Consider the following 24609-nt stretch of genomic DNA (forward strand, 5'->3'; position numbering starts at 1 on the left):
GGGCGACCCGGCATGATGCCGCCATGACCTCCTCGCCGGCCGCCCTCGCCGCGTGGGAGCCCGCCATGCGCGAGGCCCTGGCCGAGGCCCGGGCCGCGCTGGGCACCGGCGACGTGCCGATCGGCGCGGTGGTCGTCGACGGTGACGGCGCCGTCCTGGGGCGGGGCCGCAACGTGCGCGAGGCCGAGGCTGACCCGACCGGCCACGCCGAGGTGGTCGCGCTGCGCGAGGCCGCCCGCGCCCGCGGGGAGTGGCGCCTCGACGGCTGCACCCTCGTGGTCACCCTCGAGCCGTGCACGATGTGCGCCGGCGCCGCCGTGCTCAGCCGGGTCGACCGCGTCGTGCTCGGCGCCTGGGACGACAAGGCCGGCGCCGTCGGCAGCCTCTGGGACGTCGTGCGCGACCGCCGGCTCAACCACCGGCCCGAGGTCGTCGCCGGCGTGCTCGCCCCCGACTCCGCCGCCCTGCTCGAGGACTTCTTCCGCGCCCACCGCGCCTGACCCCCGCGCCCGACCCCGCGTCTGACCCTGCGCCTGACCCCGCGTCTGACCCTGCGCCTGACCCCCGTACCCGATCGCGGCGCCTCGCCCGCGCGCCTCCGGCCTGTCCCGCCCGCCCCACCCGTCACACCGGTCGGCCCACCCCCGCACCTGTCGGCCCCCGCACGGGCCGACCAGTGCGGGTTTCGCCAGCCGGCTGGTGAAACCCGCAGACGGCCCGCCCACCTACCCCGTCGTCGAGGCCCGGGCGACCAGCTCGGGGGTGAAGAGCACCTGGCGGTGGGTGTGGGTCTCGTCGGTGGCCTCGGCGAGGACAAGGGCGGCGGCGGTGCGACCGAGCTCCTGGCGGGGCTGACGCACGGAGGTGAGGGGCACGGCGGCGGCGGCGGCGAACTCGATGTCGTCGTAGCCGACGATGGCGAGCTGCTCGGGCACCCGGGTGCCCGAGCCGATGGCCTGCTGCAGCAGGCCGAGGGCGAGCAGGTCGTTGGCGCAGAAGGCGGCGGTGGGTCGACGGCGTGCGGGGAGCCCGGCGAGGCGCTGGCCGGCCTCGCGCCCCTCGCGCACGTCGAGGGCGGCGGTGGTGACGACGAGCAGGTCGTCCTCGGGGCGGCCGGCGTCGGCCCAGGCGCGCCGCGCGCCGGCGAGCCGCTCGCGCACCTGTCCGAGGGTGGCGGGCCCGCCGATGAAGGCGATCCGCTCGTGGCCGAGGTCGAGCAGGTGCTCGACGGCGATGCGGCCGCCGAGCTCGTCGTCGACGGAGACCGAGCACAGCGAGGCGTCGGGGCGGGTGCGGTCGACGATGACCACGGGGGTCCCGCGGCGCACGAGGTCGTCGAGCGTGGCGGAGTGGGGGTCGACGGGCGTGACCAGCACGCCCTGCACCCGCTGCTGCTCCAGCAGCGTGAGGTGGGCGGCCTCGCGGTCGGCGCGGTTGGCGCTGTTGCACAGCACCACGGTGAGGTCGACGTCCTCGGCGGCGACCTCGATGCCCTGGGCCACGTCGGTGAAGAAGGGGTTGCCGGCGTCGAGCATGACGTAGGCCAGCGTCCGGCTGGTGCCGGCGCGCAGCTGGCGCGCCGACTCGTTGCGCACGAAGCCGAGCTCGCGCATGGCGTCCTGCACGCGGGCGCGGGTGGCGGGGCTGACCCGGTCGGGGCGGTTGAGCACGTTGCTGACCGTGCCGAGGGAGACCCCGGCCGCCGCGGCGACGTCCTTGACCGAGGCGCTGCGCGCAGCGTCGCTCACACCACCACCCCTGCCTGCTCCTGCGGGTGGTCTGGACCCGCTGCTTGAAACGATCTAGGGCAGCCTAGTGCGCGGACGATCCTGTGTCCCGCGTCCGCTGATCGGACTTTCCCCCCCGAATTGCGGTAGAGCGCTTGACGTCTGTGACAGCAGTCACCTACGGTCTGGACGTCAGATTGAAACCTTTCAAATCAGATGGTCCGGACGAGGGAAGTGAGGAAACCATGGCCGCAGCGGCACCCGCCGATGCCACCCTGGTGCTGCGCGACGTGGCCAAGTCCTTCGGGGCCGTGGCGGCGTTGCGCTCGGGGAGCCTGGTCGTGGAGTCAGGGTCGATCCACGCCCTGATCGGGGAGAACGGCGCAGGCAAGTCCACGATGGTGAAGATCATCGCCGGGCTCTACCGACGCGACAGCGGGGTCTTCCGACTCGACGGCGAGGAGGTCGACTTCACGTCGACGGCCGACTCGAAGGCCGCCGGCGTGGCCGTGATCTACCAGGAGCCGACGCTCTTCCCCGACCTGACCGTGGCCGAGAACATCTTCGTCGGACGCCAGCCGCTCAGCCGCCTCGGCCTGATCGACCGGCGTCGGATGCGCGAGGAGGCGCGTGAGCTCTTCGCCCGCCTCGGCGTCCCGATCGACCCCGACCGGCTGGCCGAGGGCCTGTCCATCGCCGATCAGCAGATCATCGAGATCGCGAAGGCCATCTCGCTCGATGCTCGCCTCCTCGTGATGGACGAGCCCACGGCGGCTCTGTCCGGTGTCGAGGTCGACCGTCTCTTCGGTGTCGCACGGAGCCTGCGCGACCGTGGTGCCGGGATCGTGTTCATCTCCCACCGGTTCGAGGAGGTCTTCGACCTCTGCGACACCCTGACCGTCATGCGCGACGGCGCCTACGTCTCGACGCACCGCACCGACGAGGTGACGGTGGACCAGATCGTCAAGGAGATGGTCGGCCGCAGCATCGAGGCGCTCTTCCCCAAGGAGGTCGCCCCGATCGGCGAGGCCGTCCTGGAGGTCGAGCGGCTGGATCGCGGTGGCGTCTTCCATGACATCTCCTTCCAGGTGCGCTCCGGCGAGATCGTCGCCCTGGCCGGCCTCGTCGGCGCGGGTCGCAGCGAGGTGGCGAGGGCAGTGTTCGGGGTCGACGCCTACGACAGCGGCAGCGTGCGGATGAACGGTGCCGACGTGGCCCCGCGGTCCCCCCAGGCCGCCATCGCGGCGGGCATGGCCTTCGTGCCCGAGGACCGACGCAAGCAGGGTCTGGTCATGGAGCTGTCCGTGGCCCGCAACCTCACCCTCACCCTGCGCTCACAGGTCTCGCGGTTCGGCCTGATCAACAATCGGGCCGAGGCTCGCGCCGCTGAAGACTGGTCCCGCAGGCTCCAGGTCAAGACCGGCTCGCCGCAGCACGCGGCGGCGACCATGTCGGGCGGCAACCAGCAGAAGGTCGTGCTGGCCAAATGGCTCGCCACCGACCCGACCCTGCTGATCGTCGACGAGCCCACACGCGGCATCGACATCGGCACCAAGTCCGAGGTGCACCGGCTCCTCTCCGACCTCGCCGGCCGGGGGGTGGCCATCGTGATGATCTCCTCCGAGTTGCCGGAGGTGCTCGGTATGGCCGACCGCGTGCTGGTGATGCACGAGGGGCGGATCACCGCCGAGCTCTCCCGCGCCGAGGCCACCCCCGAGCGCGTCATGCACGCCGCCACCGCCTCCACCGAGGAGACCGTCGCCTGATGTCCACCACCACCACCCCGCCCAACCCGGGACCGACGTCGGACCGGCCACAGCCCAGCGGCTCCGCGCGTCGTGCGCGACGACGGTCCGGGTCGCGCGCAGCCCCGGTCCTCAAGGCGCGGGAGATGCCCGTCGCGGTGGCCCTCGTGACCCTCATCGTCGTCACCTGGCTCATCAACGACCAGTTCCTGTCGGCGCAGAGCGTCAAGGACCTGATGCTCAACGCGACCATCCTGGTGATCCTGGCGACGGCCCAGGCGGTCGTCCTCATCACCCGCAACGTCGACCTGTCGGTCGGAGCCATCCTCGGCATGGTCGCCTTCTCGGTGGGCGCGTTCTTCGAGGCGGCGCCGCAGGCCCCGGTCGCCGTGGTCTTCGTCGTGGGCATGCTGCTCGGCGGGTTGCTCGGAGCCGTCAACGGCGCCCTCGTGACCGTGGCCAAGGTGCCGGCGCTCGTCATCACGCTCGGCACGATGTACGCCTTCCGCGGCATCCTGTCGACCTGGGCCGGCAGCAAGCAGTACTTCTCCGGCGACAACCCCGCGGGCTTCGGCCGACTGTCGGTCGAGACCGTGCTGGGTCTGCCGATCATCACCCTGATCGCCCTGGCCGTCCTCGCCGTCGTGGCGGTGTACCTGGCGTTCCGCAGGCCGGGCCGCGACCTGTACGCGATCGGGTCCGATCCCGACGCGGCCAAGCTCTTCGGCATCCGCGTGCAGTCCCGGGTGCTGCTCGCCTTCACAGCCTGCGGAGCCCTGACCGGGCTCGCCGGAGTCCTCTACGCCTCGCGGTACAACTCCGTGGGAGCGCTCACCGGCAGCGGACTCGAGCTCGACGTCGTCGCCGCCGCGGTGGTCGGCGGGGTCGCCATCTCCGGCGGCGTCGGGACCGTGGTCGGAGCCGGCCTGGGGGCGGTGCTGCTCAGCACGATCACCAGCTCGCTCACGGCCACCCGGGTCGACAAGTTCTGGCAGCAGGCCATCGTCGGCGTGCTGATCCTCGCGGCGGTCGTCGTCGATCGCGTCACCGCCATCCGCCGCGCCAACAAGCTCCGCGTCAGTGAGGCCCGAGATGACTGATACCGCCACCCGCCGCCAGAGCCCCCTGCCGCAGGGCGCTCCGCCCCGCCCCTCGGCCCTGCGCCGCGCTGCGCGCCGGCCCGACACGATGCTGTTCCTCGTCCTGGTCGGGGTCGTGATCGCCGCCTCGGCGGTGATCGTCAACTTCGCCACGACCGTGACGCTGGGCTTCCTGCTCGTGGGGATCGTGCCCGTCCTGCTGCTGGCGATGCCCATGACGCTGATCATCGTCACCGGTGAGATCGACCTCTCGGTGGCCAGCACCGCGGGCCTCACCAGTGCGGTGATGGGGGTCCTGTGGCGTGACACCGACCTGGGGATCTGGACCATCATCGTCTGCTGCCTCCTCGTCGGTGCCCTCTGCGGTGCGTTCAACGGACTGCTCATCACAGGTCTCGGGGTCTCGTCGCTGGCGGTCACCATCGGCACCCTGGCGCTGTTCAGGGGTCTGGCCCTGGTGGTGATCGGCGACCAGAAGGTCTCGGACTTCCCCGCCGAGCTCACCCGCCTCGCGACCCAGCGCATCGGCGACACCGGCATCCCGGTCGTGATGCTCGGGGTGGCGGTCGTCGTGGCCGTCTTCGCCGTGGTCCTGCACCAGACGTCGTTCGGACGCACGCTGTACGCCCTCGGCTTCAGCCCCGAGGCCGCTCGCTTCGTGGGGGTCCGTGTGGGGGCCGCGAAGTTCTGGCTCTTCGTGGTGTCCGGTGCGGTCTCCGGTCTGGTGGGCGTCTACTGGACGCTGCGCTTCGCCAGCGCCGGCCCCGACAACGCCACGGGCCTGGAGCTCTCGGTCATCGCCGCCGTGCTCCTCGGAGGGGTGTCCATCTTCGGCGGCCGCGGCACGGTCTTCGGAGTCGTGACCGGCGTCCTCCTCATCGGCACGGTCACCTACGCGCTGCGGCTGGCCCGCGTCGACGAGACGACCCTGCCCATCGTGACCGGAGTGCTCCTCGTGCTCTCGGTGGTCACGCCCAGCGCCCTCGGATGGGCGCGGGAGAAGCGCCGTCTGTCCCGTCTCACCACCAGCTCCCCTGCGGCACCAGCCGCCGGGTGACGACGCCCACGCGTCGCAAGTCGAAAGGAACAACCATGAAGATGTTCTCCCAGGCGTCGGGTCGCCGCAGTGGACGAGCCGTGGGCGCCGCGGTGGCCGCGATCGCCCTGAGCACTGCCCTGGCCGCGTGCGGCTCCGTGGGCGGGGAGTCCGGCGACGGCGGTGACGGCGGCAGCGATGCCGGCAGCATCGTCTTCCTCCCCAAGCAGCTCAACAACCCCTACACCGACGTCGTGCTCGGCGGTGGCGAGGACGGGGCTGCGGAGACCGGCATGTCGGCCTCCGTGCTCGGCCCGCTCGAGGCCAGCGCGAGCGCCCAGGTGCCGTTCATCGAGCAGGCCACGCAGGAGCAGGCCTCGGTCATCGTCATCGCCGCCAACGACCCTGACGCCGTCGGGCCCTCGCTGCAGGCCGCGCGTGACGCCGGGGCGAAGATCGTCGCCTTCGACTCCGACACCAACCCCGACTACCGCGACCTGTTCGTGAGTCAGGTCGAGGCCAAGGACGTCGCGCTGGTGCAGCTGGAGATGATCTCCGAGCAGATCGGCGGCTCCGGCGACGTCGCGATCCTGTCCGCCACCGCCACCGCCACCAACCAGAACGAGTGGATCAGGTTCATGGAGGAGGAGATCGACTCCAACCCCGAATACTCGGGCATCAACATCGTCACCAAGGTCTACGGCGACGACGACGCCGACAAGTCCTTCAAGGAGGCGCAGGGCCTGCTGCAGTCCTACCCGGACCTGAAGGGCATCATCTCGCCCACCACCGTCGGCATCGCCGCCGCCGCCAAGTACCTCTCGACCTCGGAGTACAAGGGGAAGGTCGCTCTGACCGGCCTCGGACTCCCCAACGAGATGCGGGAGTTCGTCAAGGACGGGACCGTGAGCGAGTTCGCCCTCTGGGACCCGGCCCAGCTGGGATACGTGGCGGCATTCGCCGGCAAGGCGCTGGCCGACGGCGACATCACCGGCGCCGAGGGCGACACCTTCGAGGCCGGTGACCTCGGCGAGCGCGAGGTCGGGGCCGACGGCATCGTCATCGTGGGCCCGCCCACGAAGTTCAACGCCGACAACATCGACGACTACGACTTCTGAGTCCCCGCGCCACCAGCGCACGCAGCACCCGGCACGACCCAGCACGAGAGACCCGGGCCGCCACAGCAGGCGGCCCGGGTCACCGCCCACGCCCCTCGGTGAGGAAGACCATGACGACGACCGACCAGCCGACCGCCCAGCCCCTGACCCTCCCGTCCGTGCTCACGCCCTTCACGCGGCGCCGCACCCGGATCGGACTCGTCGCCGGCGGTCTCGCGGCCTACTGGCCCCAGTTCCCCGGGCTGCTGCCGCAGCTGCAGGAGTCGACGGCCTACGTCACGCAGCGCTTCCAGGGCCTGGACGCCGACGTCGTCGACGTCGGCTTCATCTCCGACCCGCAGGAGGCGGTGGTCGCGGCCGAGAAGCTGCGCCAGGCCGACTGCGACCTCGTCGTGGTGTTCCTCACCACCTATCTCACCGCCTCAATGGTCCTGCCGATCGCCCAGCGCGCCACGGCGCCGGTGCTGGTGATCGACCTACAGCCGACCGAGGCGATGGACCACGCGTCGTTCGGCACCGGCGAGTGGCTCGCCTACTGCGGGCAGTGCCCCGTGCCGGAGGTGGGCAACGTCTTCCGCCGGGCCGGGATCCCCTTCCGCTCGGTCTCGGGCCACCTGCGTCAGGAGAGCGCCTGGAAGAGGATCGACCAGTGGGTGCACGCGGCAGCGGTCCGAGGACGGCTACGCCACGCCCGCCACGGCCTCATGGGGCACCTCTACCCGGGCATGCTGGACGTCTCGACCGACATGACACTGGTCTCGAGCCAGCTCGGATCGCACGTCGAGGTCCTGGAGTTCGACGACCTGCGGGTGCGGGTGGCGGAGGTCACCGACGCCGAGGTCGCCGAGCGCAAGGACCTGGCCCGTGAGCTGTTCACCATCGACGACTCCGTCGACGACGACGACTTCACCTGGGGGGCGAAGGTCTCGGTGGGCCTCGACCGGCTGGTCACCGACTTCGACCTCGACTCCGTGGCCTACTACCACCGCGGGCTCCAGGGGGAGCAGCACGAGCGTCTCGGCGCAGGCATGATCCTCGGCTCCTCCATCCTCACCGCTCGAGGCATCCCCATGGCCGGCGAGTACGAGCTGCGCACGTCCATCGCCCAGGTCGCGGCCCAGGCGATCGGTGCCGGCGGGTCCTTCACCGAGATCCAGGCCCTGAACTTCCACGACGACGTCGTGGAGATGGGCCACGACGGACCGGCCCACCTGGCGGTGAGCGCGCAGGATCCGCTCCTGCGTGGGCTCGGCGTCTACCACGGCAAGCGCGGCTGGGGGGTCAGCGTCGAGTTCGACGTGCGGCAGGGGCCGGTCACGACCTTCGGGATCGGACAGGACCCCGACGGATCCTTCGTCTTCATCACCTCGGAGGGCACCGTCGTCCCCGGTCCGCTGCTCGCCATCGGCAACACCACCTCGCGCGTCGCCTTCGGCGGCGACCCCGGCGAGTGGGTCGACGCCTGGAGCCAGACCGGCATCGGTCACCACTGGGCCCTGTGCGTCGGTCACCGCGCCGCCGACCTCGGCGCCGCCGCGAGTCTGCTCGGGCTCGAGCACCGCCACGTGAGCATGGCCTGAGCCGTGACGCAACGGGTCTGCTTCCAGCTCCAGGTCCGGCCGGACCGGATCGCCGACTACACCGCCAGGCACGCCGACGTCTGGCCGGACATGCTCCAGGCGCTGCGCGAGAGCGGCTGGCGCAACTACTCCCTCTTCCTGCGCGGTGACGGCCTGCTCATCGGCTACGTCGAGGTCGACGACCTGGAGGCCGCGCAGGCCGCGATGGCGGCCACCGCCGTCAACGCCCGGTGGCAGCAGGAGATGGCGGAGTTCTTCGACCTCGGCGACGACCGCCCCGACACCGGCTTCGTCCGTCTCGAGCAGGTCTTCCACCTCGAGTCGCAGCTCGCCCGCCTGGCGGGGTCCTCCCAGGACTGACCGCCCGGAGGGTCGGCGGCGACCCCCACCCTCATCATGAATCGATTCAATCCCGCGGAGACGCGAGGCAACAGGAGCTCCTCATGACCACGTTCGACGACATCGCGCACCAGCTCGACGGCCAGGCCATCGAGCTCCCGTCCTGGGCCTTCGGCAACTCCGGCACCCGCTTCAAGGTCTTCGGCACGCCGGGCACCCCGCGCTCGATCCAGGAGAAGGTCTCCGACGCCGCGACCGTGCACCGCTTCACCGGGCTCGCGCCCTCGGTGGCCCTGCACATCCCGTGGGACCTCACCGACGACTGGGCCGCGCTGCGCGCCCACGCCGAGGAGCAGGGCGTGGCCCTGGGCACGATCAACTCCAACACCTTCCAGGACGACGACTACAAGTTCGGCGCCCTGACCCACACCGACGCCAAGGTCCGCCAGAAGGCGATCGACCACCACTTCGAGTGCATCGACGTCATGCACGCCACCGGGTCCCGCGACCTCAAGATCTGGCTCGCCGAGGGCAGCAACTACCCCGGCCAGGCCGACCTGCGCGGGCGTCAGGACCGCCTCGCGGAGTCGCTCGCCGCGATCTACGACCGGATCGGCGAGGAGCAGCGGCTGGTGCTGGAGTACAAGTTCTTCGAGCCGGCGTTCTACCACACCGACGTGCCCGACTGGGGCACCTCCTACGCCCAGGTCAGCGCCCTGGGCGAGCGGGCCGTGGTCTGCCTCGACACCGGCCACCACGCGCCGGGCACCAACATCGAGTTCATCGTCATGCAGCTGCTGCGCCTGGGCAAGCTCGGATCCTTCGACTTCAACAGCCGCTTCTACGCCGACGACGACCTCATCGTCGGCTCGGCCGACCCCTTCCAGCTCTTCCGGATCCTCTTCGAGGTCATCCGCGGCGGCGGCTACGGCCCGGCCAACGTCGACGGCCGCAGCGACGTCGCCTTCATGCTCGACCAGTGCCACAACGTCGAGGACAAGATCCCCGGCCAGATCCGCTCGGTGCTCAACGTCCAGGAGATGACAGCCCGCGCCCTGCTCGTCGACCGCGCCGCGCTCGCCGCGTCCCAGGAGGCCGGCGACGTGCTCGGCGCCCACGAGGTCTTCATGGACGCCTACAGCACCGACGTGCGCCCCGACCTCGCCGCCTGGCGCGAGGAGCGCGGCCTGCCCGCGCACCCGATGAAGGCCTACGCCGCCTCCGGCCACCAGCAGCAGATCGAGGCCGCCCGCGTCGGCGGCGCCCAGCTGTCCTGGACCTGAGCCGCACCCGACCCGCCCTCCCGTCGTACTCCACGTCGAACCCCACGTCGAACCCCACGTCGAACCCACCGAGGACTGACACCACCATGACCCACCCCGCGGCAGCCGACCTGATCGCCCGCTCCAACCGCCTGGGCTCCGACCCCAAGAACACCAACTACGCCGGCGGCAACACCTCCGCCAAGGGCACCGAGACCGACCCCGTCACCGGCCAGCCCGTCGAGCTGGTCTGGGTCAAGGGCTCCGGCGGCGACCTCGGCACCCTCACCGAGCAGGGCCTGGCCGTGCTCCGCCTCGACCGGATGCGCGCGCTGGTCGACGTCTACCCCGGCGTCGAGCGCGAGGACGAGATGGTCGCGGCCTTCGACTACTGCCTGCACGGCAAGGGTGGGGCCGCGCCGTCGATCGACACCGCCATGCACGGCCTGGTCGACGCCCCGCACGTCGACCACCTCCACCCCGACTCCGGCATCGCCGTCGCCACCGCCGCCGACGGGCAGGAGCTCACCTCGACGATCTTCGGCGACAAGGTGGTGTGGGTGCCGTGGCGCCGCCCCGGCTTCCAGCTCGGCCTCGACATCGCCGAGATCAAGGAGAAGAACCCCCAGGCCATCGGCTGCATCCTCGGCGGCCACGGCATCACCGCGTGGGGCGAGACCAGCGACGAGGCCGAGCGGGCCTCGCTGTGGATCATCGACACGGCCGCGGCCTACATCGCCGAGCACAGCCGGCCCGAGCCGTTCGGGCCGCCGCTGGCCGGCTACGCCCCGCTGCCGCAGGCCGAGCGCCGCGCCAAGGCCGCCGCCCTCGGCGCCACCATCCGTGGCATCGCCTCGCAGGACCGGCCCATGGTGGGCCACTTCACCGACACCGGCGAGGTCCTCGACTTCCTCGCCTCCTCCGAGCACCCCCGCCTCGGCGCGCTGGGCACCTCCTGCCCCGACCACTTCCTGCGCACCAAGGTCAAGCCGCTCGTGCTCGACCTGCCCTCCGACGCGCCCGTCGAGGACTGCGTGGCGCGGCTCAAGGAGCTCGCGGTGGCCTACCGCGAGGACTACCAGGCCTACTACGACCGTCACGCCACCCCGGAGTCGCCCGCCATCCGCGGCGCCGACCCGCTCATCGTGCTCGTGCCGGGCGTCGGCATGTTCAGCTTCGGCAAGGACAAGCAGACCGCCCGCGTGGCCGGGGAGTTCTACGTCAACGCCATCAACGTGATGCGCGGTGCCGAGGGCCTGTCGACCTACGCCCCGATCGACGAGGCGGAGAAGTTCCGCATCGAGTACTGGGCGCTGGAGGAGGCCAAGCTCCAGCGGATGCCGAAGCCCAAGCCGCTGGCCACCCGCGTCGCCCTGGTCACCGGCGCCGCAGGCGGCATCGGCAAGGCCACCGCGAAGAAGCTCGCCGCCGAGGGCGCCTGCGTCGTCATCGCCGACCTGAGCCTGGAGAAGGCGCAGGCCGCCGCGGCCGAGATCGGCGGCTCCGACGTCGCCGTCGGTGTGGCCGCCGACGTCTCCGACGAGGACGCCGTGCAGGCCATGGTCGACGCGGCCGTGCTCGCCTTCGGCGGTGTCGACCTCGTCGTCAACAACGCCGGGCTCTCGCTGTCGAAGTCGCTCATGGACACCACCGCCGCCGACTGGGACCTCCAGCACAACGTGATGGCCAAGGGCTCCTTCCTGGTCTCGAAGGCGACCGCCAAGGTGATGGTCGAGCAGGAGATGGGCGGCGACATCGTCTACATCTCCTCCAAGAACTCCGTCGTCGCCGGCCCCAACAACATCGCCTACTCCGCGACCAAGGCCGACCAGGCCCACCAGGTGCGGCTGCTGGCCGCCGAGCTCGGCGCCCACGGCATCAAGGTCAACGGCGTCAACCCCGACGGCGTCGTGCAGGGCTCGGGCATCTTCGCCAGCGGCTGGGGCGCCAACCGCGCCGCGGTCTACGGCGTGGAGGAGAAGGACCTCGGCAAGTTCTACGCCCAGCGCACGATCCTCAAGCGCGAGGTGCTGCCGGAGAACATCGCCAACGCCGTCTTCGTGCTCTGCGGGCCCGACATGACCCACACGACCGGCCTCCACGTGCCGGTCGACGCGGGCGTGGCCGCGGCGTTCCTGCGGTGAGCCCGGGCACCCCAGCGACCCCGGTGGCCGTGCCTGGCGCGCCGCTGCGGGTCGCCGCCGTCGACCTCGGCGCCACCAGCGGCCGGGTCATGGCCGCCACCGTCGCGCCGGGCCACCTCGCGCTGAGCGAGGTGCACCGCTTCGCCAACGGCGCGGTGCCCGTGCGCGGCTCGCTGTACTGGGACGTCGTGGGCCTCCACCGCGAGGTGCTCGCCGGGCTGCGTGCGGTGGCCCGCTCGGGCCCGCTGCACGGCATCGGGATCGACTCCTGGGCCGTCGACTACGGCCTGCTCGACCGCGACGGCGCGCTGCTGGGCAACGTGCACAGCCACCGCGACCGCCGCACCGACGGCGTGGCCGCCGAGGTGCTGCGCACCGTGCCCGCCGAGGAGCTCTACGCCGTCACCGGGCTCCAGCAGCTGCCCTTCAACACGATCTACCAGCTCGTCGCCGCCCGCGGCACCGCGGCGCTGGAGTCGGCCGAGACCCTGCTGCTGCTGCCCGACCTGCTGGCCTACTGGCTCACCGGGGAGGTCGGGGCCGAGCGCACCAACGCCTCCACCACCCAGCTCTACGACGTGAGCGCCCGCGAGTGGTCCACCGACCTGGCGCGCCGTGTCGGCGTGCCGTGGGCGATCCTGCCGCCGCTGCGCGACGCCGGCGACCGGATCGGCTGGGTCAGCCCCGACGTGGCCGCCGGGCTCGACCTCGCCCAGGACGTGCCGGTCATCGCCGTCGGCTCCCACGACACCGCCTCCGCGGTGGTCGGGGTGCCGGCCGGCGAGGAGGAGTTCGGCTACATCTCCTCGGGCACCTGGTCGCTGGTCGGGCTCGAGCTGGAGAAGCCCGTGCTGAGCGAGGCGGCGCGGGTCGCCGACTTCACCAACGAGGGCGGCGTCGACGGCACCGTGCGGTTCCTGAAGAACGTCATGGGCCTGTGGGTGCTCTCGGAGTGCGTGCGGTCCTGGACCGAGCAGGGCCTCGCCGGCACCGACCTGCCGACCCTGCTGGCCGGGGCGGGGGAGGCCCCCGCGCTGCGCACCGTGGTCGACATCAACGACCCCGCCCTGCTGGCGCCGAGCACCGCGCTCGACCCGATGCCCGACCGGGTCGTGGCGCTGGCCGCGCGGGCGGGGGAGCCGGTGCCCGAGCACCGGATGGCGCTGGTGCGCTGCGTGCTCGACTCGCTCGCCCTGGCCTACCGTCGTCACCTGCGCACCGCCGCCGACCTGGCCGGGCGCCGCCTCGAGGTCGTGCACGTCGTGGGCGGCGGGTCGCAGAACGCGCTGCTGTGCCAGCTCACCGCCGACGCCTGCGGGCTGCCCGTGCTCGCCGGGCCGGCCGAGGCGGCCGCCCTCGGCAACGTGCTGGTGCAGGCCCGCACCCTGGGCGCCGACCTGCCCGACCTGGCGGCGATGCGCGCACTCGTGCGCGCCACCCACGGGCTGCGCCGCCACGAGCCCCGCGGGGGCCACGACTGGGACGCCGCCGAGGCGCGTCTGCCCCGCGGCTCCTGACCCGCCCCCGTGCCGACCGCCGCCGACCGGCGTACGGTCGCGGAGGGAGCACGGCCCGGCACCCACCACTCCCTCCCCCCGCAGCACCGACCCGAAGGAGACACCGTGCGCGTCGCGCTGATGGTGACCTGCGTCAACGACGCGATGTTCCCCGAGACGGGGCAGGCGGTGGTGCGGCTGCTGCGGCGCCTCGGCGTCGACGTCGACTTCCCGGCGGCGCAGACGTGCTGCGCGCAGCCGATGGTCAACACCGGGTACCTGGACGAGGCGGTGCCGGTGGTGCGGACGTTCGTGGACGCCTTCGCGGGCTACGACGCGATTGTGACGCCGTCGGGCTCGTGCGCGGGCTCGGCGCGTCACCAGCACGGCATCGTGGCACGGCGCAGCGGCGACCGCTCGCTGGAGCGGGCGGTGGAGGCGACCTCGCCGAAGGTCCACGAGCTCTCGGAGTTCCTGGTCGACGTGCTGGGGGTGAGTGATGTGGGGGCCTACTTCCCGCACCGCGTGACCTACCACCCGACCTGCCACTCGCTGCGGATGCTGGGCGTGGGCGACCGCCCGCGCCGGCTGCTGGAGGCGGTGCGGGGGATCCGCCTGGTCGACCTGCCGGGCGCGGAGGAGTGCTGCGGCTTCGGAGGCACCTTCGCGGTCAAGAACGCCGACACCTCGGTGGCGATGGGCTCCGACAAGGCCCGCCACGTGCGCGAGACCGGCGCGGAGGTGATGGTGGCCGGCGACAACTCGTGCCTGATGCACGTCGGCGGCCTGCTCTCGCGCGAGCGCTCGGGGGTGCGGGTGATGCACCTGGCCGAGGTGCTGGCCTCCACCGAGGAGGGTGCCGTACTGGCCGCTCCTGCCGAGGCCACCCCGGTCCAGGCCCCGATGCCGACCTCCAGCCCGACCTCTAGCCCGAGCGGAGACGTCGCATGAGCCGCACGTTCGTGGGCATGCCGCCCTTCCCGACCGCCGCGCGCGAGGCGCTCGGCGACACCCAGCTGCGCCACAACCTGGCCCACGCCACCGGCACCATCCGCGCCAAGCGGGCCAAGGTCGTCGCCGAGGTCGAGGACTGGGAGGAGCTGCGCCTGGCCGGCGCCGCCGTCAAGGAGCGCGCCCTGCGCTCCCTCGACACCCACCTGGTGCAGCTCGAGGCGACCCTGACCGCGGCCGGTGCGACGGTGCACTGGGCGCGCGACGCCGCCGAGGCCTGCGCGATCGTCGCGCAGGTCGCGAGGAGCCACGGGGTCGACGAGGTCGTCAAGGTCAAGTCGATGGCGACCGCCGAGATCGACCTCAACACCGCCCTGGCCGCCGAGGGGATCGCGGCCTGGGAGACCGACCTGGCCGAGCTGATCGTGCAGCTCGGCGACGACCTGCCCAGCCACATCCTGGTGCCCGCGATCCACCGCAACCGCGCCGAGGTCCGCGAGATCTTCCGCGACCACATGGGCCAGGCCGGCCGCCCCGCGCCCGAGGGCCTCACCGACGTGCCGGCCGAGCTGGCCGGTGCGGCGCGGCTGCACCTGCGCGAGAAGTTCCTGCGGGCCAAGGTCGGCGTCTCCGGCGCCAACTTCGCCGTCGCCGAGACCGGCACCCTGGTCGTGGTGGAGTCCGAAGGCAACGGCCGGATGTGCCTGACCCTGCCCGAGGTGCTCGTCTCGGTCGTGGGCATCGAGAAGGTCGTGCCGACCTGGGCCGAGCTCGACCCGCTGCTGCGGCTGCTGCCGCGCTCCTCGACCGGGGAGCGGATGAACCCCTACACCTCCACGTGGAGCGGCGTCACCCCCGGCGACGGCCCCCAGGAGGTCCACGTCGTGCTGCTCGACAACGGGCGCACCAACGCCCTGGCCGACGAGGTCGGGCGCCAGGCGCTGCGCTGCATCCGCTGCTCGGCCTGCCTCAACGTCTGCCCCGTCTACGAGCGCACCGGCGGTCACTCCTACGGCTCGGTCTACCCCGGCCCGATCGGGGCGATCCTCAACCCGCTGATGAAGGGCACTGGCCCCGAGGGCCCCGGCGGTGCCGCGGGCGCCCAGACCGACTCGCTGCCCTACGCCTCCTCGCTGTGCGGAGCCTGCTTCGAGGTCTGCCCGGTGCGCATCGACATCCCCGAGGTGCTGGTCCACCTGCGCTCCAAGGTCGTCGACGGCCACCGCGGCGACCGCGTGCCCAAGGCCGAGGCCGTGGCCATGAAGGCCGCCGCCTGGGCCTTCACCGACGCCCGCCGCCTCGGCCTGGTCGAGAAGGCCTCCGGTCTCACCGGCAAGGTCCTCACCCGCCTCTCGCGTACGTCGCTGCCCGGAGGCCGTGCCACCGCCGGCCGCATCCCCGGGCCCGGCGCCGCCTGGACCGGCGCCCGCGACCTGCCCGCCCCGCCCGCCGAGTCGTTCCGCGCCTGGTGGCAGCGCACCGACGGCGGACGCACCCCCACCGGACCCGCCCCGACTGGACCCGTCGGACAGCCCTCGGCCGGACAGGCCCCGACCGGTGCGACACAGCCCGGTCCGACACAGTCCGGTCCGACACAGTCCGGTCCGACACAGTCCGGTCCGACACAGTCCGGTCCGACACAGGCAGGCCCCACGCAGACAGGCCCCACGCAGACAGGACTGGCCGATGACTGACCGCGCCCCGACCTCGGCACGCGAGGAGATCCTCGCCCGGGTGCGCGCCGCGCTGGGCGACGTCGTGCCCGAGGCCGCAGACGCCTCGCCGGTGGTGCCGCCGCGCGCGACCCCGGCGACCCACGAGGGTGCCCACGCCGCGCTGGTGGACCTCTTCGACGAACGCGTCGCCGACTACCGCGCGGTGGTCGAGCGCTGCACCGCCGCCGAGCTGGAGGAGCGCATCGCCGCCGCACTGCCGGTGCAGGGCCGGGTGGTCGTGCCCGCCGGGCTCGACGTACACGTGCCACGCGCCGTGGTCGACGACCCCTCGCCCGACGCCACGTCCGACGCCTCGGACACCGCTGGGCAGGCCGGCGTGCTCAGCGCCGCCGAGCTCGACGCCTGCGTGGCCGTGGTCACCGCCGCCCGCGTCGGCGTCGCCGAGACCGGCACCATCGTGCTCGACCACACCCCCGACCAGGGCCGCCGCGCGATCACCCTCGTGCCCGACCTCCACGTCTGCATCGTGCGCGCCGACCAGGTCGTCGCCGACGTGCCCGACGCCGTCGAGCTCCTCGACCCCGCCCGCCCGCTCACCTGGATCAGCGGCCCCAGCGCCACCAGCGACATCGAGCTCGACCGCGTCGAGGGCGTCCACGGCCCCCGGACCCTGCACGTGCTGCTCGTGGACTGAACGCCCCGTCGGCCGCCGAGCGGCCTGCCCCACCGGCACCACCCGTCACACCTGTCGGCCCGGACCCGCACCTGTCGGCCGACGCGTGGGCCGACAGGTGCGGGTTTCGCCAGCCGACCGGCGAAACCCGCGCCCGCCTCAGAGCAGCGCCAGCGAGCCGAGCAGGGCGGTGACCGCGGTGGTGGCGAGGAAGCCGGCGACGAGCACGCCGGCGATGGCGGCGACGCCGAGGAGCCGGAGCGGGCCCGAGGCGCCGGCGGGCAGGGTGGCCTGCTTGGCCCGCGCGAGGGCGCGACCGAGCAGGGCGAGTGCGTGGCGCGCCCAGGGGTACTCCACCGCCAGCAGCGCCAGGCCCAGCGCGATGACCACGAGCCCGGGGCCGGGCAGCACCAGCATGGCGACCCCGGTGAGCACCACGAGCGGCCCGGCGACGGTCACCGCCGCCTTGACGGCCAGCGAGCGGGCCAGGCTGCGCGCCGACCACGCCTCCATGCGGGCGAGGAGGGCGTCGGCGCGCGGGGCGAGGGTCAGGTCGGTCACAGGTGGCTCCGGGGTGCTCCGGGGGTACGGCGGCGGGCGACCAGTCTCACCGGTCCGCCTGAGCGGCGTCTGAGGAACGCCGCGCCTCGCGCCCGACCCCGACCGGCCCGACCGACTGGCCCGACCGACCGGCCCTGCCCGCCCTGCCCGGCTCGGCCCGACCCCCACCCCGACCGGGTCAGCCTGACCGGCCCGCCCCGGGCAGGGTCAGCCCGTGACCGCGGCGGCCACCCGCCGCGCGGCGGACGGGTCGAAGAGGATCGTGTAGTGGTTGGACCCCGCGAGGGTCTCGACCCCCAGCGCCGGCACCTCGGCGTCGTAGGCCGCGACCGCCTCGGCCGGCAGCAGCCCGGGCGCCTCCCCGAACATCCCCAGCGGCGCGACGAGCAGCGTCGTCGGCGTGCGCAGGCCGCGCAGGGCGGCGTCGAGCCGCTCGCCCAGCACCAGCAGGTCGCGTCCGTCGGCGCGCACAGCGTCCTCGATCGCGCGCGAGCGCACCCCGGCGTCGGTGGTCAGCGCGTCGTAGCGGGCGTAGGTCTCGACGTCGTCGTTCCAGTGCGGGGCCAGCGCGGGGTGGGCGCGGAAGACGTCGACGTAGGCGTCGTCGTCGGGGAAGGTCTGGCTCAACCGGGCCAGGGCGGGGCCGAGGGTGGCCTCGAGCACGACGTCGGGGTCGGCGCCGGCCGGCACGGGCAGCGGCACGGCCCCGTCGACCAGCACCACGCGCGCGAAGGCGTCGGGGGAGTCGGCGGCCAGGAGCAGCCCGACGTAGGCGCCCATCGAGTGGCCCAGCAGCACCAGGTCGCCCGAGCCCTCCGGGTCCAGGCTCCGTACGACGGCCCAGAGGTCGGCGACGTGGCGGTCGAGACCGGTCGGGCCGGGCAGGTCGCGGGAGGCGCCCCGCCCGCGCAGGTCGACGGCCACGAGGGCCCAGTCGTCGGGCAGCGACCGCGCGACCGCTGGCCACGCCCGCGAGCTGGCCGTGATGCCGTGCACGGCCAGCACCGTGCGCGCGGGGGGTGCGCCCGGGTCGCCGTACCGGAAGGTGGCGAGGGCGCCGCCCTCGACTTCGACGTCGTGGCGGTCGGGCTCGTGGTCGGGCCCGTGGCCGGTGCCAGTGTTGGCGTCGTGGCGGGGGCCGGTCTCGCTGCTCGGGGTCACGGCCCGATCATGCCGCGCGGACCCGAGCCGGGGTCGTCCCGACCGCCGTGGCGGCGGGCCCCGGGACGACGTCCGGCCGGATTCGCCCTGACCCACCCCCTCCGGTACATTCTCCCGCGGTGGCGTGTCCGAGCGGCCGAAGGTGCATCACTCGAAATGATGTGTGGGGTTAAACCCACCGTGGGTTCAAATCCCACCGCCACCGCCAATGGGTTTCGCAAGTCGTGACCCGAGAACGACGAAGCCCCGTGCGGACTGGATCTGCGTGGGGCTTTGTCGTCTCCGGTCGCCCCGCTGAGTCAAGCGGTACGCGCCTTCGACAGTCCCACCTTGTTGCCGAGAGCTTGTCGGCTGATTGTCCTGTCGTAGTGAGCCGCGAGGACGAAGTTCCCAAGCGGAGCCTGCGGGTGGTGTTCCCTACGCCGTCACTCGTGCCAGAAGCCGCGTCGCGACGTTTTAACTGGCTCTCTGCGACGCTGCAGGTTCGACCTGATGTCGTCGACCGATCCGGCGAGGCAGCGATGCGGGGTGCTCGAAAGTGTCAGCCCTCTCGGACATGATGCGTTTCAGCACCCACCCTGGAACTCGACAGAACGGCCTTTCATGAATCGCATAGCTCTCGTAACTTCCGCCGCGGCCCTGGCTCTCGCCGCAGGTTGCGGCGGCGCGCCTGCTATTGATGACCCGATATCCCCTGAGTCAGATGCATCGTCAGAGTCCGTCAGTGCCTCACCTTCTGCGACCGGTTCGCCGGAGCCGGCGTACAACGTACTGTCGGAAAGCGCCCTCACCGCGGCGCTCTTGACCATTCAGGATCTCCCTGTCGGCTACAGCCAAGACCCGCCCAGTGAGCCGGGGAACAAGACCTTCTGCGACTACCAGGCCCCGGAGGAGGACGCCTTCGTCTTTCATGAGTTCACCAAGGGTGGCGGCGTGTCCGGGCAGATCCTGCGCACGGGTCTTCGTCAGTACGAGACCCCTGATCGGGCCCGCGCAGCGTTCGAGGCCCTCACTACAGCGCTCGACGCCTGCGAATCCGAGACGTTCCAGGGAACCCGACTGGTGTACGCCGCCATGTCAGCACCCAGGGTCGGTGAAGATTCGGTCGGGGTTCGCATTGATGCCGAGGGCACTGTCCTGTTGCAGAACTACGCCCTTGTCGGCCCCACCATTGTCGTTACGGCTGGCGGTGGTCTTCTGTCATCTGACGCCGACGTGATAGCCGGACTCTTCGAAACCCAAGTGAAGGACTACCAGGCCGCAGCCACCGAGTAGGAACCCACAAGAATGAGTACCTGCTTCAGGGCAGCAAGCCCCGCAAACCCGGAGTCAGGATTCAGAATGACCACTGTGGGTTTGCTGCGGACTGGGCCACCCAAAATCCAGCGAAGGCACAAGCCGCCCTTTCCCCTGGGGTCGCGTGGCGTAGCCGCCATCCTGGGTCGGCCCAAACCCTGCGACGGCGTCTGCGGCTGGTCGCGGGCGGCAGGCCCGCCGGGCAGGGCGTCAGCAGCGTGCGGCGACGGCCCGGCGCGGCAGGCGGTCGCGGCTGAGGGTCTCCTCACCGGTGGTGATCGGGAAGCCGCGCTGCCAGTCGGAGATCAGCCCGGTGTGGTCCATCTCCTGCGCGCCGTCGCCGACCAGCGAGAGGCGCAGGGTGAGCGGCACGCCCGGCACGACCTCCTCACCGGTCACCGTGCCGACCGGGACACCGTTGACGAACCAGGTCACGTGGTCGCGGCCGACCTCGACCGCGACGGCGTAGGCGAAGCGCGTCGGGGTGTCGGGGCCGGTGACCCGGCCCGACCAGCGGTGCTGCGCCGACTGGGCACCGAAGCGCACGACCCGGGAGTGGGGCGAGATCCGCGCCAGCCTGATCGTGCCCGCGCCGCAGTCCTGGTCGCCCACCGCGGCGGGCACCAGCTCGGCGAGCACGTCGTAGGGGTGGCCGGTGCGCTCGGCGGCGTCGCGCATGCGCATGCGCGCCTCCCAGCGGCCGTAGGTCATGGCGTTGCCGCGCAGGGTCGCGCGCGTGGTGCCGAAGTCGCCCGGGCCGGCCGTGGCGAGGCGCTTGCTGTCGATGGCCAGGCCACCGTTGACCTTGCTCACCCGACCCGCGCCCTCGGAGTGGTCGACCCACCCACCGGCCAGGCGGGTGCCGCGCGCCGGCAGGCTGGTCAGCGACTGGCCGAACTCCCAGGCGAAGTCGAAGAGCGCGGGGAACCACCGCAGGCGCTGGCCCGCCGTCGCCCCCGGCGCGGCCTGGAGGGCCCGGCCGGCGGTGGCGGCCCTGGTCGTCGCAGCCGCAGCGGCTCCGACGTACGACGGGCGGGGCGAGATCGTCGTCGGGTGGTCGCGGTCCCAGGCCTGCTGGGCCTGCTCGCCCACGAGCACGTAGAGGGGGAAGGACTGGGTCCAGCCGATCCGGTGGCCGCCGATGCGGTGGTCCTCGGCGCGGACCCGGTAGACGACGACGCCGGCGTCGGCCTCCAGGTCGGTGAAGCGTGTGGCGCCGTCGGCGGGCACCGTCGTGGTGGCCAGGGTGTCCCAGGTGTCCGCGTCGACGCGGCGCTGGAGGGTGAGGGTGCGGCCCTCGAAGACCGGCAGGCCGCGGGAGGTGGGCCCGCGCAGCTCGTCGGGGGTGGTGTCGACGGCGATCGCGAAGGGGCGACCGGCCTCGACCCGGCCGGGCGGGTTGGCCGCGTCGGCGCGTGTGCCGGCGACGCGGATGGTGAGGTCCTGGGTCTTGGCGAGGAACGTCAGCGGGGCGGAGACCGCGGAGCCGCCCCTGACCCGGTAGTGGATGTTCATCATGCTCGGCGCCTCGTGCACGAAGGAGAAGCTCCCGTCGAGAGCGCTCGTGCCGACCACGCCGGGCTCGGTGACCCACGCATCGCCCGGTCGACCCATGTGGTGCTCCAGCACCAGCGCCCGCGGACCGGCGACCCCGAGGCTGCCGGTCCAGGTGACGGCCTGGCCTCCGACGTAGCTGGTCGGTGACACCGCCAGCGCGGACGGCGCGGGAGGCAGCGACGCCGTCGCGGTGCCGGTGGCTGCGCTCAGCGCACCCGTCAGGAGGCTCAGCACGCCGAGGAGCACGGCGACCAGCGCCCGTCGGCGTCGAGGGCGTGGGTCCGCGGGGACGGCGCCGCGGGGGGCGGGGCGGGTCGGGGGGTGGGCGCGAGGGCCTCGGGGGGAGCCGGTCACGGTCTGGTCCATCGGCCCGTGGGGGCCCGACCTGACCCGACCGCGCCGGCTTTCCGCCGCGTCGGGTCAGAGGCCGGGAGTCGGGATCAGCCGCGTCGCGCGCTCGCAGGTGCGGTCCTCGGCCGGGCCTGCGACGGTGCACCGCACCACGGCCGTCCTGCGGACCCCGTAGACCGTGATCAACGCGGTGCGGTCGTCCTCCCAGACGAGCGGACCGAACGTGCCCCGCGTGCCGTAGCCCCCGAGCAGCCGGCCCGCGGCCCCGCGCACGGCGACCTCGCTCAGCGGGCCGTCGAGCAGCAGCGGCACGGTCAGCAGGCGACCGGCTCCGGGGGAGGCGGCCACCTCGATGTCGTCGCAGGAGCGCCACAGGGTGCGGGCCGGGTCGCTGAGGGGGGTGATCCGGCTGCAGCCGCCGTCGTAGGGGTCGCCGGAGAAGGTCGAGAGCCGGTCGGCGGCCAGGTCGGCGCGGTAGCCCTGGCGGCTCACGATCCGGGTGGTCTCGTCGGTGGCGGTGTCCCAGGAGACGGTGCGGCGCGGCGCCGTGCCGCCGAGCACGGCCACGCCGTCGGCGGCGTCGAGCACGTCGACGAAGCCGGGGAAGCCGCGGCGGGCGGTGACCTCGCCGGTGGTGGTGTCGAGCACCCGCACCACGGTGCGGTCGCGCGCGCGGGTGACGACGTCGAAGAGCTGGCTGCCGTCGCTCGAGAGCTCGTTGAGGCCGATGTTGCTCTCGCGGAGCACCCGGGTGGACCCGTCGGGGGAGACCCGCTCGACGACGCCGCCGCTGGCGTCGTAGGCCACCACGACGTAGTCGTCGCCGGCGGGGCCGAGCAGGTCGATCTCGTCGGCGTCGACCGGCACCTCCAGGGAGCCGTCGACGATGGAGGTGCCGAGCACCCGGGGCACCCGGGGGCCCGCTCCGCGCTCGAGCTGCCCGGGGTCGAGCACGGTCTTGGACACGGCGCGGTCCGTCGCCGTCGACACCGTGGAGGTCGGCGCCCCGCCGCCGGCGGGTGGCAGCGCCGTCGCCGTGACGGGCGCCAGGGCCGCCAGCCCTGCCAGCCCTGCCAGCCCCGCCAGCGCCGTGAGCCCGGTGGCTCGCACGACCCCGGGGCTGCGCCGGGCAGGGACGTGCGCTGGGACGTGTGCTGGGGCGGGTGTGCGAGGGGTCGGGTGGAGGTGGGCGGTCATCGGGGGTCCTTCGCGGGAGGGTGGCGCGACGGGCCGGCGGTCGGCCGTCCCCTTGTCGACGCGCCCCGCGTCGGTTTCGTTGTGGGCCGCCGCCGGTCCTTCCCGACGACCCTCATGCCGCCGGCGGCGGGCAGGGTGGTGGTCGGAGCACCCGCCCGCCCCGCAAACCCCACTTGATCACTAGACTTCGACGGGCCGCACGACCGCCCGCCCGCCCGCACCGACCCCAAGGACGCCGATGAGCCAGCGCGACGCACCTTCCGCCGACGTGGTGCCGCTGCGGGAGGCCACGCGCGCGTGGTTCCTCATCTCGCTGCAGACCTTCGGCGGACCGGCCGGCCAGATCGCGGTCATGCAGCGCACGCTGGTGGAGGAGCGCCGCTGGATCGGCCAGCAGCGGTTCCTCTTCGCGCTGTCCTACTGCACCCTGCTGCCCGGCCCCGAGGCCCAGCAGCTCGCCACCTACGTCGGCTGGCTGCTCAACGGCGTGCGTGGGGCCCTGGTCGCCGGCATCCTCTTCGTGCTCCCCGGCGTGGTCACGCTGCTGGCCCTGTCGGCGCTCTACGTCGGCTACGGCGAGACCACCCTGCTCGAGGGCCTCTTCCTCGGCCTGGCCGGGGCGGTGGTCGCCATCGTCGTGCAGGCCGTCACCCGCCTCTCGCGCAAGGCGCTGCGCCACCCGGCCCTGGTCGGCCTGGCGCTGGCGTCGTTCGTGGCGCTGAGCGTCTTCGGGGTGCCCTTCCCCGTGGTCGTGCTCGCCGCCGGCGTGCTCGGCTGGGCCCTCGGCACCCGGCTGCCCGGGCTGGGCGCCGCCCCGCCGCCGCTCGCCGACGACGGCCCCGCCCCGCTGATCGGCGACGAGGCGCTCCACACCGAGCGCCCCTCCACCGCCCGCTCGCTGCGCGTGCTCGGCCTGGGCCTGCTGCTGTGGGCCGCCCCCGTCGCCGTGGCGGCGGTGCTGGCCGGGCGCGACAGCGTCTTCGTCGACCAGGGGCTCTTCTTCGGTGGCACGGCCGTCATCACCTTCGGCGGGGCCTACGCCGTGCTGGCCTTCGTGGCCCAGCAGGCGGTCAACGTCTACGGCTGGCTGGCCCCCGGCGAGATGGTGCGCGGTCTGGCGCTGGCCGAGACCACGCCGGGGCCGCTGGTGATGGTGGTGCAGTTCGTCGCGTTCGTGGGCGCCTACCGCGATCCCGGCACGCTCGACCCCTGGCTCGCGGCGGTGCTGGCGGCGCTGCTGACCACGTGGGTGACCTTCGTGCCCTGCTTCGTCTTCATCCTGCTCGGCGCGCCGTACGTCGAGCGGCTGCGCGGCAACCGCGCCCTGCGCACCGCCCTCACCGGGATCACCGCCGCGGTGGTCGGGGTGATCGCGAGCCTGGCGGTCTACTTCGCGGTGCACACCCTCTTCACCGACACGGTGCGCGTGGACCGCGGGCCGCTCGCCCTCGAGCTGCCCGTGCCGGCCTCGCTCGATCCCGCCGCCCTCGCCGTCACCGCCCTCGGGCTGCTGCTGGTGCTCGGCCGGGGCTGGCCCGTGCTGCGGACCCTCGGGGTCTGCGCGGTCGCGGGCGTGGTCGTGCACCTGCTCGCCGGCTGAGCCGTGGGTCGGGCGGCGCGCCCGCCGCGCGCGGCGGGC

At 73.1% G+C, this 24609-nt stretch carries 20 protein-coding genes and 1 tRNA gene; 16 read left to right on the forward strand and 5 right to left on the reverse strand.

Annotation, left to right across the window (positions count from 1 at the left end; genetic code table 11):
- Window positions 1–65: 65 nt before the first annotated feature.
- Window positions 66–500 carry a nucleoside deaminase gene (locus tag ASF50_RS00720; RefSeq protein WP_056863538.1) on the forward strand — a complete coding sequence of 145 codons (435 nt, stop codon included), beginning with the start codon at window positions 66–68 and terminating at the stop codon, window positions 498–500.
- A 225-nt stretch (window positions 501–725) separates the two neighbouring features.
- On the opposite strand, the gene ASF50_RS00725 is transcribed toward ASF50_RS00720, so the two are convergent.
- Complete coding sequence (locus ASF50_RS00725; protein WP_056863125.1) at window positions 726–1748, reverse strand: LacI family DNA-binding transcriptional regulator; 1023 nt, start codon at window positions 1746–1748, stop codon at window positions 726–728.
- A 224-nt stretch (window positions 1749–1972) separates the two neighbouring features.
- Here ASF50_RS00725 and ASF50_RS00730 point away from each other — a divergent pair, with 224 nt between their 5' ends.
- The 12 genes from ASF50_RS00730 (at window position 1973) to ASF50_RS00785 (ending at window position 16868) form a co-directional block, all read left to right on the forward strand.
- Window positions 1973–3493 (forward strand): sugar ABC transporter ATP-binding protein, encoded by a 1521-nt coding sequence (locus ASF50_RS00730; protein WP_056903176.1) that lies wholly within the window; start codon window positions 1973–1975, stop codon window positions 3491–3493.
- Window positions 3494–3618: 125 nt separating this feature from the next.
- Complete coding sequence (locus ASF50_RS00735; RefSeq protein WP_235557508.1) at window positions 3619–4572, forward strand: ABC transporter permease; 954 nt, start codon at window positions 3619–3621, stop codon at window positions 4570–4572.
- Window positions 4565–5629 carry an ABC transporter permease gene (locus tag ASF50_RS00740; RefSeq protein WP_156718019.1) on the forward strand — a complete coding sequence of 355 codons (1065 nt, stop codon included), beginning with the start codon at window positions 4565–4567 and terminating at the stop codon, window positions 5627–5629. The genes ASF50_RS00735 and ASF50_RS00740 overlap by 8 nt, the downstream gene beginning before the upstream one ends.
- Window positions 5626–6726 carry a rhamnose ABC transporter substrate-binding protein gene (gene rhaS / locus ASF50_RS00745; RefSeq protein ID WP_235557509.1) on the forward strand — a complete coding sequence of 367 codons (1101 nt, stop codon included), beginning with the start codon at window positions 5626–5628 and terminating at the stop codon, window positions 6724–6726. The genes ASF50_RS00740 and rhaS overlap by 4 nt, the downstream gene beginning before the upstream one ends.
- 110 nt (window positions 6727–6836) lie before the next feature.
- Window positions 6837–8306, forward strand: a complete 1470-nt coding sequence (locus ASF50_RS00750) for an L-fucose/L-arabinose isomerase family protein (RefSeq protein ID WP_056903180.1) — start codon at window positions 6837–6839, stop codon at window positions 8304–8306.
- Between the two features lie 3 nt (window positions 8307–8309).
- The gene (locus ASF50_RS00755; protein ID WP_056903181.1) at window positions 8310–8666 is read left to right on the forward strand and encodes an L-rhamnose mutarotase; all 357 of its coding nucleotides are present in this window, start codon (window positions 8310–8312) and stop codon (window positions 8664–8666) included.
- Window positions 8667–8749: 83 nt separating this feature from the next.
- Window positions 8750–9928, forward strand: a complete 1179-nt coding sequence (rhaI, locus tag ASF50_RS00760; RefSeq protein WP_056903182.1) for an L-rhamnose isomerase — start codon at window positions 8750–8752, stop codon at window positions 9926–9928.
- 86 nt (window positions 9929–10014) lie between these two features.
- Window positions 10015–12051 (forward strand): bifunctional rhamnulose-1-phosphate aldolase/short-chain dehydrogenase, encoded by a 2037-nt coding sequence (locus ASF50_RS00765; protein ID WP_056903183.1) that lies wholly within the window; start codon window positions 10015–10017, stop codon window positions 12049–12051.
- Window positions 12052–12080: 29 nt separating this feature from the next.
- Window positions 12081–13568, forward strand: a complete 1488-nt coding sequence (locus tag ASF50_RS00770; RefSeq protein WP_235557510.1) for a rhamnulokinase — start codon at window positions 12081–12083, stop codon at window positions 13566–13568.
- Window positions 13569–13673: 105 nt separating this feature from the next.
- On the forward strand, window positions 13674–14498 hold the full coding sequence (locus ASF50_RS00775; RefSeq protein WP_414855728.1) for a (Fe-S)-binding protein: 825 nt from the start codon (window positions 13674–13676) through the stop codon (window positions 14496–14498).
- Complete coding sequence (locus tag ASF50_RS00780) at window positions 14495–16192, forward strand: LUD domain-containing protein (RefSeq protein WP_082502614.1); 1698 nt, start codon at window positions 14495–14497, stop codon at window positions 16190–16192. The genes ASF50_RS00775 and ASF50_RS00780 overlap by 4 nt, the downstream gene beginning before the upstream one ends.
- Window positions 16185–16868, forward strand: coding sequence for a LutC/YkgG family protein (locus tag ASF50_RS00785; protein ID WP_056903184.1), 684 nt, complete (start codon window positions 16185–16187; stop codon window positions 16866–16868). The genes ASF50_RS00780 and ASF50_RS00785 overlap by 8 nt, the downstream gene beginning before the upstream one ends.
- A 138-nt stretch (window positions 16869–17006) precedes the next feature.
- Here ASF50_RS00785 and ASF50_RS19355 read toward each other — a convergent pair whose 3' ends face one another.
- Together ASF50_RS19355 and ASF50_RS00795 are read right to left on the reverse strand one after the other, a co-directional pair.
- On the reverse strand, window positions 17007–17408 hold the full coding sequence (locus ASF50_RS19355; protein WP_056903185.1) for a PGPGW domain-containing protein: 402 nt from the start codon (window positions 17406–17408) through the stop codon (window positions 17007–17009).
- A 207-nt stretch (window positions 17409–17615) separates the two neighbouring features.
- Window positions 17616–18569, reverse strand: a complete 954-nt coding sequence (locus tag ASF50_RS00795) for an alpha/beta hydrolase (protein ID WP_082502616.1) — start codon at window positions 18567–18569, stop codon at window positions 17616–17618.
- A 118-nt stretch (window positions 18570–18687) separates the two neighbouring features.
- Here ASF50_RS00795 and ASF50_RS00800 point away from each other — a divergent pair.
- Both ASF50_RS00800 and ASF50_RS00805 read left to right on the forward strand, forming a co-directional pair.
- Window positions 18688–18777: transfer RNA gene (locus tag ASF50_RS00800), tRNA-Ser, on the forward strand.
- A gap of 284 nt (window positions 18778–19061) precedes the next feature.
- Window positions 19062–19844: a hypothetical protein gene (locus ASF50_RS00805; protein ID WP_200920014.1), complete on the forward strand. Its 783-nt coding sequence runs from the start codon at window positions 19062–19064 to the stop codon at window positions 19842–19844.
- A gap of 231 nt (window positions 19845–20075) precedes the next feature.
- Here ASF50_RS00805 and ASF50_RS00810 read toward each other — a convergent pair whose 3' ends face one another.
- Window positions 20076–21656: a hypothetical protein gene (locus ASF50_RS00810; RefSeq protein ID WP_156718020.1), complete on the reverse strand. Its 1581-nt coding sequence runs from the start codon at window positions 21654–21656 to the stop codon at window positions 20076–20078.
- 186 nt (window positions 21657–21842) lie between these two features.
- Window positions 21843–22739, reverse strand: a complete 897-nt coding sequence (locus ASF50_RS00815; RefSeq protein ID WP_235557511.1) for a hypothetical protein — start codon at window positions 22737–22739, stop codon at window positions 21843–21845.
- Window positions 22740–23208: 469 nt separating this feature from the next.
- Between ASF50_RS00815 and chrA the strand changes: the two genes are divergently transcribed.
- A complete protein-coding gene (gene chrA / locus ASF50_RS00820) occupies window positions 23209–24570 on the forward strand; it encodes a chromate efflux transporter (protein WP_056903188.1) in 1362 nt (453 codons plus the stop codon).
- Window positions 24571–24609 lie beyond the last annotated feature (39 nt).

The sequence above is a fragment of the Nocardioides sp. Leaf307 genome (genome assembly GCF_001423135.1).
GTDB lineage: Bacteria > Actinomycetota > Actinomycetes > Propionibacteriales > Nocardioidaceae > Nocardioides > Nocardioides kribbensis.